Annotated in this window: 12 protein-coding genes; 2 read left to right on the forward strand and 10 right to left on the reverse strand. The window is 61.0% G+C overall.

Going from position 1 to position 14,367, the window contains the following annotated elements; genetic code table 11:
- Positions 1–75 precede the first annotated feature (75 nt).
- The 3 genes from F3J08_RS09105 to ykgO form a co-directional block, all read right to left on the reverse strand.
- Positions 76–330 (reverse strand): hypothetical protein, encoded by a 255-nt coding sequence (locus F3J08_RS09105; protein ID WP_146926680.1) that lies wholly within the window; start codon positions 328–330, stop codon positions 76–78.
- 70 nt (positions 331–400) lie between these two features.
- Positions 401–1,183: a tetratricopeptide repeat protein gene (locus tag F3J08_RS09110; RefSeq protein ID WP_166929425.1), complete on the reverse strand. Its 783-nt coding sequence runs from the start codon at positions 1,181–1,183 to the stop codon at positions 401–403.
- 37 nt (positions 1,184–1,220) lie between these two features.
- Positions 1,221–1,346 (reverse strand): type B 50S ribosomal protein L36, encoded by a 126-nt coding sequence (gene ykgO, locus F3J08_RS09115; RefSeq protein WP_025886195.1) that lies wholly within the window; start codon positions 1,344–1,346, stop codon positions 1,221–1,223.
- A gap of 167 nt (positions 1,347–1,513) precedes the next feature.
- Between ykgO and F3J08_RS09120 the strand changes: the two genes are divergently transcribed.
- On the forward strand, positions 1,514–1,906 hold the full coding sequence (locus F3J08_RS09120) for a hypothetical protein (RefSeq protein ID WP_122038336.1): 393 nt from the start codon (positions 1,514–1,516) through the stop codon (positions 1,904–1,906).
- 40 nt (positions 1,907–1,946) lie between these two features.
- On the opposite strand, the gene F3J08_RS09125 is transcribed toward F3J08_RS09120, so the two are convergent.
- Positions 1,947–4,076 (reverse strand): S9 family peptidase, encoded by a 2,130-nt coding sequence (locus tag F3J08_RS09125; RefSeq protein ID WP_166929427.1) that lies wholly within the window; start codon positions 4,074–4,076, stop codon positions 1,947–1,949.
- A gap of 236 nt (positions 4,077–4,312) precedes the next feature.
- On the opposite strand from F3J08_RS09125, the gene F3J08_RS09130 reads away from it, so the two are divergent.
- Complete coding sequence (locus tag F3J08_RS09130) at positions 4,313–4,843, forward strand: DUF2501 domain-containing protein (RefSeq protein ID WP_166929429.1); 531 nt, start codon at positions 4,313–4,315, stop codon at positions 4,841–4,843.
- Positions 4,844–5,064: 221 nt separating this feature from the next.
- On the opposite strand, the gene mdoH is transcribed toward F3J08_RS09130, so the two are convergent.
- The 6 genes from mdoH to F3J08_RS09160 all read right to left on the reverse strand — a co-directional run bounded on the left by mdoH (position 5,065) and on the right by F3J08_RS09160 (position 14,334).
- Positions 5,065–7,242 carry a glucans biosynthesis glucosyltransferase MdoH gene (gene mdoH / locus F3J08_RS09135; protein WP_166929431.1) on the reverse strand — a complete coding sequence of 726 codons (2,178 nt, stop codon included), beginning with the start codon at positions 7,240–7,242 and terminating at the stop codon, positions 5,065–5,067.
- Positions 7,218–8,741 (reverse strand): glucan biosynthesis protein, encoded by a 1,524-nt coding sequence (locus F3J08_RS09140; RefSeq protein WP_035444360.1) that lies wholly within the window; start codon positions 8,739–8,741, stop codon positions 7,218–7,220. Before F3J08_RS09140 ends, mdoH begins: the two co-directional genes overlap by 25 nt.
- A 135-nt stretch (positions 8,742–8,876) precedes the next feature.
- Entirely contained in the window at positions 8,877–10,340 is a 1,464-nt protein-coding gene (locus tag F3J08_RS09145; RefSeq protein WP_166929432.1) for a mannitol dehydrogenase family protein, read from the reverse strand.
- Between the two features lie 177 nt (positions 10,341–10,517).
- Positions 10,518–11,573 carry an aromatic acid exporter family protein gene (locus F3J08_RS09150; protein ID WP_166929434.1) on the reverse strand — a complete coding sequence of 352 codons (1,056 nt, stop codon included), beginning with the start codon at positions 11,571–11,573 and terminating at the stop codon, positions 10,518–10,520.
- A gap of 3 nt (positions 11,574–11,576) precedes the next feature.
- The gene (locus tag F3J08_RS09155; protein WP_166929436.1) at positions 11,577–13,115 is read right to left on the reverse strand and encodes a Do family serine endopeptidase; all 1,539 of its coding nucleotides are present in this window, start codon (positions 13,113–13,115) and stop codon (positions 11,577–11,579) included.
- A gap of 19 nt (positions 13,116–13,134) precedes the next feature.
- Positions 13,135–14,334, reverse strand: a complete 1,200-nt coding sequence (locus F3J08_RS09160; RefSeq protein WP_240149234.1) for an OpgC family protein — start codon at positions 14,332–14,334, stop codon at positions 13,135–13,137.
- Positions 14,335–14,367 lie beyond the last annotated feature (33 nt).

A 14,367-nucleotide genomic window follows, 5' to 3' on the forward strand; every position in this document is an offset into this window, starting at 1 on the left:
AGGGCCGGGCACCCCCGGTATCGCCCTCGCCCGGTGAGGAAACTTGTTACCCCCGGGCGAGGGAAGGAGTAAAAATCAGGCGGACTTGTCTTCGCGCTTAGGCTTGATGGCCTTGACGACGAAAGTCACGATGGCGATCACGGCGAGGAGGTGCTGCAGATGGGGACGCAGCTTCTTGGGGCCGAACATGCTGAGAAAGGTCAGGCCACCCAGGATGGCTTCCTTGGTCTGCGGCTTGGCCGAGCCGCACATCTTGCTGATGCAGCAGCCCTTCTTCTGGGCCTCGGGGGCCGTCAGTTCGGTAACCTGAGCCTTGTTCTTCTTGAACATGATGTTCTCCTTTGACTTCGACATCTCATCAAACTGCATAATCAAGGCAGAGTTGAGATCGTGACGCGCTTTAAATGGCGCGTCCATCCAGTTGGGCCTGCAGCGCCTTCACACGTTTGGCACCGCCGCTGGCCAGCGGATCGACCACAAGAAGCTGTCGGGCCGCCTGCAGGGCCGCCTTGAGATCGTGGCGTTCCTCCTCGACCTGCGAGAGCAACTGCCATGAAAGCGGGTCGTCAGGGTCTTTCTGCAAGGCAACGCCCAGATCGCTGATCGCCCCTTCGAAATCGCCTGCTGCATAGCGCACCCGCGCACGGCCGCGCCGGATGAATGGCTTGTCAGGCTGAAGCACAAGGGCGTTGTCGAGTGCCGCCTCGGCCTTGCGATAATCATGGGCCTTGAGGCTCGAATCCGCATTTTCCAGCAACAGGCGCGTACTGGCAGAGAGGTTCTTCTGGCGCAGCGTCTCGGCGCGTCGTTCCAGCGCGCGGGCTTCTGCGGGCGTATGCGCTATACGCAGGGCCTTGCTCGTTTCCTGAAGGGGGTCAGGCTTTGGCGCGCTGGGGGGCTTGGTACCTGGAGAGGCCGTGGCAGAATCCGGCTTGCTGTTATCTCGCATCGCGGGGGGCGTGCCTGCAGACCCGTTTGGCCCTGTGTCTGTGGGGCTGGTGGTCGTCCTGTCAGGGATTGCCGGAGAGGTGGCAGCTCCGTGCAGGCCGGGTTTGTGGCCGGGCACCGGGTGACCGTCAGGCGACCCCTTGGCCGGGGAGAGCGCCAGAACGACAAAAGCCGCGCTGCCCAGGAGCAGACACGGCCTGACGACGGCCCCGCGAAGGGCCGTATAACGCGTCAAAACGGGGCGAAAGCTCCGTTTCGGCATCAGCAGGGAATTAGCCCTGGCGAGCCTTCATGCGCGGGTTCTTCTTGTTGATGACGTAGACGCGGCCACGACGGCGAACAACGCGGCAGTCCTTGTCGCGGATCTTGGCAGATTTGAGGCTGTTACGAATCTTCATGATAATTTGCTTCCCGGGCCATGCAAGACGAACGGGCGTCGCGCCCGCGAGAGGTGGTCGGAATACTCATGGCTCCGGTCAGAGTCAACTCCCGACTGAGCCTCAACCCCATGAAACCCTTTATTTTGGGCGTTTTCAAAGGATGAAAACCCAATTATCCTGATTCCATGAAGAAAGCTCTGCCTGTTCTAGCCGCCCTCATGGTGGGTCTGCCCCTCTCGGCGCAGGCTGCGCCCAAGCCCAAGAATGATCCTGCCTCGGTGCTCAACCGGATTCTGGCCGTTCTCCAGACCGACCCGGACTCGGCCAGCGACAGCTGTGTGGAGGCGCTCAAGGAGCTGCACAAGACGCAGAAGATCGTGGCGAACCAGGACTCGGACAGCAACAATCAGGATGCGGCTGTGGCGCGCGATGTGCTCGAATCCGATTTTGAGGAGACGATCGAGGTTTGCGGCACGGATGCTCGGACGTTGTGCCGCACCAAGGGTGAGGCCGATCCCAAGCTCCCGGCCATGTGTGCCGCCATAAGGCCACGCCCCCAGGCCGATAGCGACGAATGATTATGGTCCCGGCCCCGTATGAAGGGGGCCGGGTTCCGGATCAGAAAGTCTGATCCGGCAGCGGGCGACGCGCCATGGCCCAGAGTGCGAAGCCATAGACATAAGCCACTTCTTCCAGTCGCTTGAACCGGCCTGATGAGCCCCCATGCCCGGCATCCATGTTGATACGGCACAGGAAGGGCCCGCCTGTGGCAACTTCACGGAGTTTCGCGATCCATTTTGCCGGTTCCCAGTAGGTCACGCGCGGGTCTGACAATCCACCCATCGCCAGAACCGGGGGATAGGCCACAGGTCGGATATTGTCATAGGGCGAATAGCTGGCGATCAGATCATACGCGTCGCGGTCTTCCAGCGGGTTCCCCCATTCGGGCCATTCCGGCGGGGTAAGCGGCAGGGTGTCATCTGACATCGTGTTCAGCACATCGACAAACGGTACCTGGGCGGCAATGCCGGCGAACAGCTCCGGGGCAAGATTGGCAACCGCCCCCATGAGCAACCCGCCCGCAGAGCCGCCATGCGCCACGATACGCCCGGCCTGTCCGTAGCCCTGCCCGACCAGATGATGGGCGCAGGCCACGAAATCGGTAAAGCTATTGGGTTTGTGTTTGCCGCGACCCTCAAGAAACCAGTTCCAGCCTTTTTCCGAGCCGCCACGGATATGCGCGACGGCATAGACCCAGCCGCGATCGACAAGGCTGAACACCGAAGTGCTGAACCCGGACTCCATCGAGATACCGTAAGACCCGTACCCGTAGAGCAGGAGGGGAGCCGTTCCGTCGCATGGGGTATCTCGACGCTTGAGAACGGTGACGGGCACCTCTGCGCCATCAGAGGCGATGGCGAACAGGCGATGGGTCTCGTAAAGGGACGGATCATGACCCGAGGGGATTTCACGAACCTTCCTCAGGCTCTGCTCGCCTGTGCGCATATCGAGATCGTACCAGTGCGCGGGCGTGGTCGGTGATTCGTAGATATAGCGCAGGATGCTGTCGTCATATTCGAGAAAGCCCAGCAGGGTGAGGTCGAAAGCGGGTTCCTTCATGCCGATCGTGCGGACCTTCGTGCGGATATCGCCCTGATCGGTATCGTTACCGGCACGGTCCCCCGCAGCGCTCTCTGACACGACATGAATCTCGATATTGCCGTTCACCCGTTCCGCCCAGGCGAGATAGTTCCGACACGCTGCGGCACCCAGCAGGAAGCGCCCCGGCTCATGCGCGAGGAAAGGCGTCCAGTTCTCTCGCGATGGCGACTGGTCCGGCGCCTGCATGAACTGGAAATCGACTGCCCCTTCCGCATTGGTGAGAATGATGAAGCGGTCATTCCAGTGCGTGAGGGTATAACGCTCGCCCCGTTTGAGCGGCGAGGCGATGCGGGGGGCCTGTGTCGGGTCGCTGGCAGGGATCAGCAGCGTCTCGTTCGTGTCATGATCGCCACGTTCAATCAGAATCCATTGGCGTGACGCTGTGACCGACAGGCTCAGGAAAAAGCCTGAATCGGGCTCATCGAACACAAGAACATCCTCGCCGCCTGCCAGCGGACGACGATAGACGCGCGAGGGCCGTCCGTGGTCATCACGGTAGATCCAGAACAGCCAGGCACTGTCGGGCGAGATCACGAAGCTGCCCGCGGCACTCTCGACAGGAGGAGCAAAGGCGTCACCGGTGGCTGTATCGATGCTGTGCAGGCGATAGACCTCTGACCCCTGCGTATCGGCGGCATAGACGAAGACCCGGTGGTCATCGGAATGACGGACGCCAGCCAGGGCGAAATAGGCGTGGCTTTTGGCCAGTGCCTCGACATCGAGCAGAACCTGATCCTCACCGCCGGACCGGGGGCGGCGCAGATAGACCGGATGCTGTGCATCCTTGGCGAAGCGGGAAAAATAGAGCCATGCCTCGTCGGGCCAGGGAACGGAATCTTCTGCCGGGGGAATACGGCCGATCATTTCCTGAAGCAGCGCGGCGCGATCTGGCGCCACATTGGCCAGGCAGTGCTCGGTGTAGCTGTTTTCCTCGCGCAGGGCCTCGGCGATATCCGTGCGGAGCAGGGACGGATCACGCAGGACTTTCTGCCAGTTCTCGTCCTTCATCCAGGCGTAGTCATCCTGCCTGACCCGTTCAAGCTGGGTAATGGTGTGCGGTACGCGCCGTGGCGAGGGAGGAATCATGGCAGGACCTCAGTCTGGAAAAACGAAACCTGTATCAGAGTGCGGCAGAATGGGGCGCATCTCAACGTCCTCGTGGTGAAACGCCGAAGTTTCGATAGGGGAATAAACCACTTAGCGCCTCACATGTTAGGAAAGCACACGTCCTTCATCCCGATATATTTTCGGGAAAGCGCGTTTTAACAGGCTCCGCTTGCAAGAGACGGGTCTGAAAAAGAGCAGAAAAAAGGATCGCTTTCATGTTGCCTCGTCTATGTCTTGGTCTGACGGCCGTTGCTGGTCTTACTTTTGCTGGTGCCTCGGCACATGCACAGCAGGCTCCCTTGCCGTCCGTCGCACCAGGAACGCAGTCCACCGTGATGCCTGCCGGGTCCATTCCTGTTCATCGTGATGGCGCTCCGGATGCAGCCAGTCACGTCATGCAGGCCGTTGGTGGCAGCGGCGTGAGCAACACGGTAGCGACCGCCAGCACGCCGGGTGTTCTCGATAATTATGGTCTGCCCTCGCTCGACGCGGCCAAGGCGGGCAATCTCGCTGGCCTCGCCAGCTATTGTGTGCGTAACCACTTGGTGCACGGCAACACGCTGCGCGTTGTAGGCCGCAAGCTGGCCAAGCGTCCCGATGTGCAGAACGACCAGTACTACTCGCTGGGTGGTCAGGGCCTGCTGCAGAGCAACACCAACGTTCCCTTCGATGTCTCGACCCTCGATCTGAGCCATCGCACGCAGCTTTGCGCCCAGGTCCGTCAGCGCGGGCAGGATTTCAAATAAGCGCCTGCCACGATCGAACGACAAAAGGGGTCAGCCGCAAGGCTGGCCTTTTTTTGTGGCCTGTCGTTGTGGGGCGCTACCCGAGACCATGCCTGCAGGTAGGAAGCTTCCGCGATTCCGGGAAATTTGGTGGGGGATTGAAGGGGTTTAACCCTTCATAGGTGCGGGGCCGAGCCCCGTGGGGATAATGCCTGGACAGGCATTATCCCCATGAGCCCTGTTCAGGCAGGAAGGCCGAGAATGAGGTCCAGACCTTCGGCGCTGCACAGGACAGAGGCTTTTTCCTGCTTGGACAATGTCGCGAGAGCGTTGTCCACGGAAGCCGCTTCACGCAATTTCAGCAGACCGACCAGCAGATTGGCGTCGATAGCGGCACCGGGCTGACGGGCGACGGGCAGGGCGCGACGATGCTCGGCGGCGAGGGCCGGATTGCTGCGCAGGGCCGCGAAGGCCTCGGCCGGGGGGCGATCCGGCATGGCTTCGGCCTGGGTGCGACGCAGATCGTTCTCGGCGGCAAGCTTCAGGATGGGCGGCAGGTTGGTCTCTTCGGGGATGAGCAGAAGCCCCCAGCTTCTGAGCCACAGACCGACATCACGGCTTGCGGTCATGGCGGCCAGAGGAATGGCCAGGGCCAGACCAATCAGAACCGGCGTCATCCACAGGAAGAGCGAGAACGAGACCGACCAGGCCGCAGCAGCCATGACCAGGCCATAGGCGGTATAGATCCAGTAACCATGCGCCACTTCCTTGAGGGAAACGCGCCCGTCATCACGGTTCTGGGCGTTCCAGCCGGAGTCGCGACCACTCAGGATCGAAATAACGCCTGAGGTGTGGATCAGCATCGCAATAGGCGCGATCAGACCGCCAATGAGCGTTTCCAGCAGGATGGAGGCCACCAGACGGAAAAAGCCACCACAGCTGCGCAGCATGGCACGATCAAACAGGGCGGCGATCAGGGCGAGCGCCTTGGGGGCGAGCAGAACGGCCATCGTGCCGATAAACACGTATTTGGCCTGTACAGGATCGACCTGCGGCCAGTGCGGATAGAGCGTCTTGGTATCACCGAAATATTCGGGCCGGTCGAAATGGGCCTGAAGCGAGATCAGGATACCGAACATGAGGAACAGCAGCCACAGCGGCGAGGTGATGTAGGCACCGATACCGACCATCATGTGCATGCGGCTCATCCAGTGCAGACCGCGTGACAGAACGATCTTGCCATGCTGGAGATTGCCCTGACACCAGCGGCGGTCACGGATGGCCACATCGGTGAGAGAGGGCGGGCTTTCCTCATAGGAACCGAACAGACCCGGCACCATGTGAATGGCCCAGCCGCCACGACGCATCAGGGCGGCCTCGACAAAGTCATGGCTGAGAATACCGCCACCGAAAGGCTTGCGGCCCGGCAGGTGAGGCAATCCGGCCTGTTCGGCAAAGGCACGGGTACGAATGACGGCGTTATGCCCCCAGTAATTGCCTTCCGAGCCATGCCACCAGGCAATGCCGTGAGCGATCAGCGGCCCGTAAACACGCCCGGCAAATTGCTGCATGCGCGCAAAGAGTGTCTTGCCACCGATGATGACCGGCAGGGTCTGGATGAGGGCCACGTTCTCGTGGCGCTCCATGGCCGAAACCGTACGCACGATCAGGCCGCCATCCATTACTGAATCGGCATCAAGGGTGAGCATCTGCTGATAGGCACCGCCGAAGCGTTTGACCCATTCTTCCAGATTGCCGGATTTACGATCGATGTTCTTGGGGCGGCGGCGATAGAAAATGCGCCCCTGCCCGTTCACCGCCTGCACAAAGGCAAGATAGGCGCGCTCCTCGCGAACCCAGACATCAGGGTCTGTCGTGTCGGAGAGGATGAAGAAATCGAAGGCGTCGATACGGCCTGTCGCCACCAGGCTGTCATGGATCGCACGCAGGCCTACGAGGACACGGTCCGGGTCCTCGTTATAGGTGGGCATGAGCACTGCGGTACGGGTCATCAGCGCGGGCAGAGGGGTATCGCGCGAGATACCGAGGCCCAGACCCCCGTGTCGCAGCACCGAGACAAAGCCGGCCAGCGAGGAGGTGAAGGAAAGTGAGATCCAGGCGCCGAGCACCACGAACAGCGCCAGAACGATGATGCCCAGCGTCGAGACGCCCATGCTGTTGAGCACGCGGTTCATCTCGAACGCACCCCAGCCTGTCAGGGCAATGGCACCGCCAATGACCAGCAGGCGGCGCAACCACAGCAAGGAGGGTGTGGTGGGGGGATGACGGTCACGCCCGAAAGTCTCGGGACGCTGACGCAGGTTCTGCGTCGGCATCTCGAGGGGCGATTCCGCCGGAAGCACGTCGAAGGGGGTGAAAGAGGTGGGAAGGGTGCTCACGGCGTCCAACGATACATCCATTTTTCGGAAATCGGCCCCTGCTCATTGGCAAGCTGGCACGTCAGTTCGGCCAGCTTGGCGCTGCCCGGATAGAATTCGAACGTCGTACGCCATCCCTTGATATTCGGATTGGGCTCGACCACCACGTTCTTGATGGTCCCGGTCGAGGCCTGCGGTACGAGGTGGAAGGCTGCATTGGCAGGCAGGTTCTCGAACGGCTTGCCGGTGAAATCGATCACGAACATGCGGCCATCGGCATGATCGGTCACGGCGCCGACGCGTGTTGCGCCAATGCGGGCCAGATCGGTTGGCCAGGGCGTGTCCCAGCCCCAGTACATGCGATAGGTGTAGCCGTATTCGTGCCCGGCCTGCATGGGCTGCTTGGGGCGCCAGAACGACACGATATTGTCGTTCACCTCGTTGGGTGTCGGAATCTCGACCAGATCGACAGCGCCTTCGCCCCAGTCACCGATGGGTTCGATCCAGAGCGAGGGACGCTTTTCGTAGTTCAGCGCGAGATCTTCGAAATCATGGAACGCGCGGCGGCGCTGCATAAGGCCAAAGCCATGCGGGCTCGCATCCTGGAAGGCCGAGAACTGGAGATCGACGGGATTGTTCAGCGGGCGATAGAGCTGCCCACCCGTGCCGGTCCACATCTGGAGCGCTTCGCTGTCATGGGCGCCGGGGCGCCAGTCATCGACATGATTGCGGTTATTGGCATCGAAATAGAACATGCCGGTCAGGGCTGCCACGCCGCCTTCGGTGATGTCGGTGCGCGGATAGAAGCTCGACTGCACATCAAAGACCGTTGTGGCGCCCGGACGAATGGTGAAGCGGAAAGCACCAACAACGGAGGGGCTGTCCATCAGGGCATGAATAACGACCGAGTCGACGCCGGGCTTGGGCTTTTCGAGCCAGAATTCACGGAAGAGGGCGAATTCCTCGCCCTTCGGGTCGCCCGTGCCATTGGCAAAACCGCGGGCGGACAGGCCGTAATTCTGCCCCTTCGCCACAGCGCGGAAATAGGATGCGCCGAGAAACACGGCACATTCTTCCATCACATTGGGGGTGTTGATGGCATTGCGCAGACGCAGGCCGGAAAAGCCGAGATCATCGGTCACGCGCAGCATCGGGTCGGGATAGCTGAACATGTCAGGGTCATAGACGATCGGGCTCGACTGTCCGTCCACAACCTCATTCATGTTGATACGCGGGCGATACAGGAAGCCACGCGGGAAGAACTCGACGTCAAAGGCAAGGTTCTGGCCGTGCCAGAGCGCGCGCTCTTCCTTGTAGGTAATGCCGCGGAACTGATCGAAGTTCAGATTGTCGATGGCGCTGGGGAGAGTTTGCTGCGGCGCCTTGTAGGCGGATTTCGACAGGTTCTGCGCGATCTGCCGTACCGTGTTGTTGTCGAACGGGGTCGGCTTCGGAGCAGCAGCAGGCGCTGCCCGGGCAATTTTGCTGGCCCCCAGTATCGAGAGGCCAGCACCGATTTTAACAAGATCGCGACGCAGCACTATGACTATCTCCGGCAGACCCGGCTAAATGCCGGGGGATGTCTGATTTTCCTAACGCCCATAAGTTACTTTGGGACACAGGAAAACTCGCCTGCCTTAGAAATCTGTCACGAGTGCGGCTTTCGCGCATCCTTTTCAGACGGAGAGAGCGGCCTTTACGCCTTTTTCCCTGATAACCTTACGTAGTTCGGTCACTTTTTCGTCAAGCGCGGCGTGGTCAAGCTTGCGCCAGCCATCGAAGGCCGGGAGGGCAAACCCGGCTTCGTAATCGTCGCTCTTGGCGATTTTCCATGTGTCATCGGTGAAAGTCGGTTCGATCGGCTCGAATGTGCCGCCCTTCTCGTTCTTGCCGCGAAGCATTTCAAGATAGGCAGCCAGACCATAGGCAACACGATCGAGATCGCGCTTGTCCTTCAGGAGGTTCTGGATGGTGGCCGTCCAGAACACCTGCACCTTCGATGCGCCATCACTGCCGATACGCAGGTTCTGGTCTGCCATGGCCGGGTTGGAGAAGCGCGAGATGACCGATTCCTTATACTTCTCAAGGTCTTCACCCGGCGCGGCCTTCAGGGTCGGGATGACATCCGTGTCGAGGTAGGTCTCGACCAGCTTGCGCAGCTCGGGGTCATTGATCGACTCGTCGATATGATCATAGCCGAGGAGCAGACCGGAGAAGGCCAGGAAGATGTGCGATGCGTTGAGCATACGGATCTTCATGAACTCATAATCGGTCACGTCATCGACCATCTGCACGCCGACCTTTTCAAGGGCGGGACGTCCATCGGCAAATTCATCCTCGATCACCCACTGGGTGAAGTCTTCCGCCACCAGCGGCAGAAGATCATCCAGACCGCTCTCCTTGTTCAGGCGGGCAGCGATGTCTGCCGAGACGGTCGGTGTGATGCGATCAACCATGGCGTTGGGGAAGGTGGCGTTGGCCTCGATCCAGCTTGCGAACTCCGGGTCACGGGCGCGGGCATAACCAAGAAAGGCCTTGCGTGCCACGTTGCCGTTATGACGCAGGTTATCGCAGGACATGATGGTGAAGGCGCGATTGCCCGCATCGCGACGGCGGCGCAGACCCTCGACCACATAACCAAAGATCGTGGACGGCGTTTCCGGATTGGCCAGATCGCGCTGGACGGCCTCGTTGTCGAGCGCGAATTCACCCGAGTGCTCGTCGATGTTGTAGCCACCCTCGGTGATCGTCATCGACACGATCTTGATGGCCGGATCGGCGAGATATTCCAGAACGGCTTCCTGCTTTTCAGGAGCAAGGAGATAGTCGCGCAGGGCGCCAATAACGGTGCGCTTGCTCTCGCCCGAGGGGGCCGTTTCGGTCAGGGAGAACAGGCAGTCCTGCTGCTTGAAATCCTCGGCCTTCTTCTTGGAACGGTCGCCCGAGGTCAGGCCGACGCCGATAATGCCCCAGCCCTGCTGACCGGGCAGAGCGAGCGCCTTGTCGACATAATAGGCCTCATGGGCGCGGAAGAAATTGCCGACACCAAAATGCAGGATTCCGGGCTTGATGTCCTTGAGATCGTAAGACGGAGCGGCCACGCCTGCCGGCAGGTGCTTCAGGGTCTCGCGGGTGATCATAAGCTTAAATCCCTTTTTGTTGCTTCAGGAGCGCCATTTCTGAACGACACAAAAAGACCAGATTCAGCCCTGCACGTCAAAAAGCGCAGGGTACAACCCGGCCCAAATCACCCCAAGCAACGTTACAGGGGGAGCACAAGTTCAACGCGATCTGTGCAGGCGCTCCCTGTCTGGGGCTTACTTGCCGATCATGTCTCTCAGGTCTTTCGCCCGGCTTTCGGGCGTGCTCATCAGCACGTCTGTGGCACGGCGCATATCCTGGCGCAGCAGGGCGATGACGAAGTGCATTTCGGGCAGCGCATCCTGCCCCAGCGTCGGCAGCGCGCTCAGAACGTCTTCCCGTCCCGGGCGATAGGGTTTCTCATGGGCCTTGCCCGCAGCATGGATTTCGCAGCGCCGGGCGAGAGAGCGATAGGCATGGCTCAGACCGGTATGCAGCCCGGCCACGCCTGAAAAGCCGCCCCTGTCCTTGCCCGCATTGATGGCACGGGCCACCAGCATGGTATCACTGAGCATACGGCGCATCAGGGCGGGCAGAACGGTCAGGATCGGGTGGCGTTTTTCGAGCAGCCCCCAGTTTTCGCGATAGGCTTCTGCCACACATTCATTGATCACCAGCAGATTGCGAGCGCAATGGTCATTGCGGGCCTCGAGTTCGCTCCACATTTCCTGCCGTCGCAGGGCCGCCTGAAGCAGTTCGTCCATCTCGCGGAACATGCGCCCTGCGGTGAGGAAACCGCGCCGCCGCGCACTGGCATGAAGCACCACGAAACTCACAACCAGCGCGACGATCACACCAAGGAAAATGGCAGTCAGTCGCTCGGTCAGCGGCCAGTACGGGTTCGCGCCATGCGAGGGCAGAAGATAGACGATCATCAGCGTCACCCCGGCAAAGCGCAACGAGGGGCGAACCGCTGCCATATAGGCCAGCGGTAACAGGGCGATGCAGAAGATAGGCCAGTAGAAACCCAGAATAAGCCGCGCAGTGATGGCCAGCGTGCCAACAACGGCACCGACCAGCGTGCCGATAATCTGGTCGCGCGCCGTGGAAAACGTCTGGTCTATGCTCGACTGGGTGACGATCAGCGCCGTGATCAGGGCCCAGATCGTCTCGTCCAGCCCGGTGGCTTCACCGATGACCCAGCACAGGGCCACCGCAACGAGGGTTCTGACCATCTGCCGCCACGGGGCCTCACCATCCTCGCGCGCCCGGAGCAGTGAGGCAAAGGGCATAGATCAGTCTCCGGATAGCGGCAGCGGCACCCAGCGCAGCCCGTCCTGACCCTGAACGAGCAGGAGCACGGTATGTTTCTTCTGCTGGCGTGCGCGTGCCAGTTCCTTTGACAGGGCGTCCGGTGAATTCACCGCCACCTGCTGCACTTCCGTCACCACGTCACCCGGCTGAAGGCCACGCGTATCGGCAGCACCATCGCGTGTCACATCGGTTACCACCACGCCCCGCTGTGAATCCGAAAGGCTGTATTTGCCGCGTGTCTCGTCATCGATGGCAGAGAAGGTGACACCCAGATCGGCAAGGGCGAGCTTGCTGGGGCCTTTCACCTTGGCATCGCTTGGCGGCATGTCCGGCGCCTCGGGTGAGGGTTTGACCACCAGGGTGACATCCATCGTCTTGCCCTTGCGCCAGATGCCGAACACCGTCTTGGTGCCGGGCGCAATTTCGGCCACGAGGCGTGGCAGGGCGTGGCCATCAATGGGCTTGCCATTGAGCGCGGTAATCACATCGCCTGTCTGCAGCTTTGCCGCAGAAGCCGGGCCCTTGGGGTCGATACCGGCAATCATCGCGCCCTTTTCGGGCTTGAGGCCGATGCTGTCGGCAATTTCGTGCGTCACGTTCTGCACGCGTACGCCAATCCAGCCGCGCGACACATGGCCATCACGGCGCAACTGATCGATCACGCCACGGGCATCATTGGCCGGGATGGCAAAGCCGATACCGATGGAGCCGCCACTGGAGCTGTAGATGGCCGTGTTGATGCCGATCACCTGCCCATCGAGATTGAAGAGCGGACCGCCGGAATTGCCCCGGTTGATGGAGGCATCGGTCTGGATATAGTCGTCATACAGCCCGTGATTGATGTCTCGACCACGCGATGAAACGATGCCGCTGGTAACCGTGCCGGACAGGCCGAACGGATTGCCGATGGCCAGAACGCGGTCGCCGACGCGGGCCTTGTCGCTATCGCCGAAGGGTACTGTCGGGAAGGGCGTCTTGCTCTCGATCTTGATCACGGCCAGATCGGTCCGGCTGTCGCGCCCCACGATCTTTGCAGGAAGCACCGTGCCATCCTGAAGGGTGACGGAAACCTTGTCCGCATCCTTGATGACATGGTTGTTCGTGACGATGAATCCATCGGGCGAGATGATGAAGCCCGAGCCCAGCGCCTGCATCTTGCGTGGCGGATCGGAAGGCGAGGGGGAGCGATTCATGTAATCGTGAAAGAACTTCTCCATCGGCGAGCCGGGGGGAAATTGCGGCACCTGCGGCCCGTCATCGGGGCTGGCGTCCGGGCCGTCATCATCGTCATCATCCTCACCCGGCTTCAGCGTGGCTGAAATCGAGATGTTTACCACCGCTGGCAGCAGACTGGCTGCCAGATCGGCCAGGGAGTCCGGCGCCGCATGAACGCTGCGCGCAAGAGCCGCCGGCGCAGCTGCTGCGGGTGCGGCCGGTGCCGGCGCAGGGTCGGCAAAGGCGGAGGAGGCGGCGGAAACCCAGCCGCCCATCAGGGCGGCAAGAACGAGGCGATGTTTCATGGCGCTAGGCTAACGCAAATCAGGGGTTTGCGTCACCTATCTCCGCGCTGCGATCTTTCTTCTCTTCCGCCCGGGCTTCCTTGCGTGTTTCGCCCGCCATCAGAGCGGCCTGACGGCGATGGCGATCAAGCCAGACCGACAATCCATAGACCCCAAGGAAGCCAAGCACATTGACCAGAATCTGGATGACCCAGCCATCGCCAAAACTGTTCATCACCAATCGGGCAAACAGGTCGAGAATCGTGCCGAAGCTGAACACCTCAAGCGAATGACGCCCCAGCAGCGCGAGACCCTGCCCGATGCGTGTTTCCGAAAGGCGCGTGGCCGTTACGGAGGACTGGACAAGCAGCAGAATGGCCAGAGCGTCGGTCCAGCGCCAGATGGCCAGATCGGACTTGTCGGCCTGCGGCACGACGGCGAGCGGCCTCAGGCTGGGCAGGTTCCAGCTTTCATAGGGGAAGCATTCAAGCGCGCCGAACAGAAGATAGGCCCCGGCAAGGCATTTGGCCCAGAGGGGGCCCGGCAGATTACCCTCGCGCTTGCCCGCCATGATGGCGGCCAGCATGCCAAGAGTGAAAATGAACTGCCAGGCCAGCGGGTTGAAATACCAGCCATCGGGGTCAAGCCAGTTGGGCAGGTTGAGCGTGGGGTCACTATTGATCAGCCCCCAGAGCGCAAGGCTGACCCCGCCCAGCAGCCATGGCGAGATCTTCCACAGAAAGACCAGCAGCGGAAAGGCCAGAAGCAGCACGATATAGAGCGGCAGGATATTCAGATTGTTCGGCAGGGCCTGGAGGCTGAGGACGCTCCAGATCCATTCATGGCCATGGGCCAGTTCGGGCTCCAGAAAATCCACGGGCACAGGGTAATAATGCCGCCACTGGCGTATGGTGAAAACCGACACCAGCAACATGACCATCTGGAACAGATAGAGGCGCCAGCATCGGCGCACGATGCGCTCGATACCCATGACCCATCCACCTGTTGGCGGGCCGCGCAGGATCAGGCGGCCATAGGCCAGCCACGAGGCATAGCCCGCCAGCAGCACAAAGATCTCGGCTGCGTCGGCGAAGCCGAAATTGCGCAATGTGAAGCGGTTGAGCACATCCTGTGGCGCATGATCGGCCAGCATCATCAACAGCGCGATGCCGCGCAGGGCATCAATGCGATGGTCGCGCTTCTTGCGTTTAGGGGTGGCGTCGGTTGTGGCCTCGCTCATTCCTGTCATGCTCTCCTGCCCGGACGACCCGGG

The sequence above is a fragment of the Asaia sp. As-1742 genome (genome assembly GCF_011753235.1).
GTDB lineage: Bacteria > Pseudomonadota > Alphaproteobacteria > Acetobacterales > Acetobacteraceae > Asaia > Asaia bogorensis_B.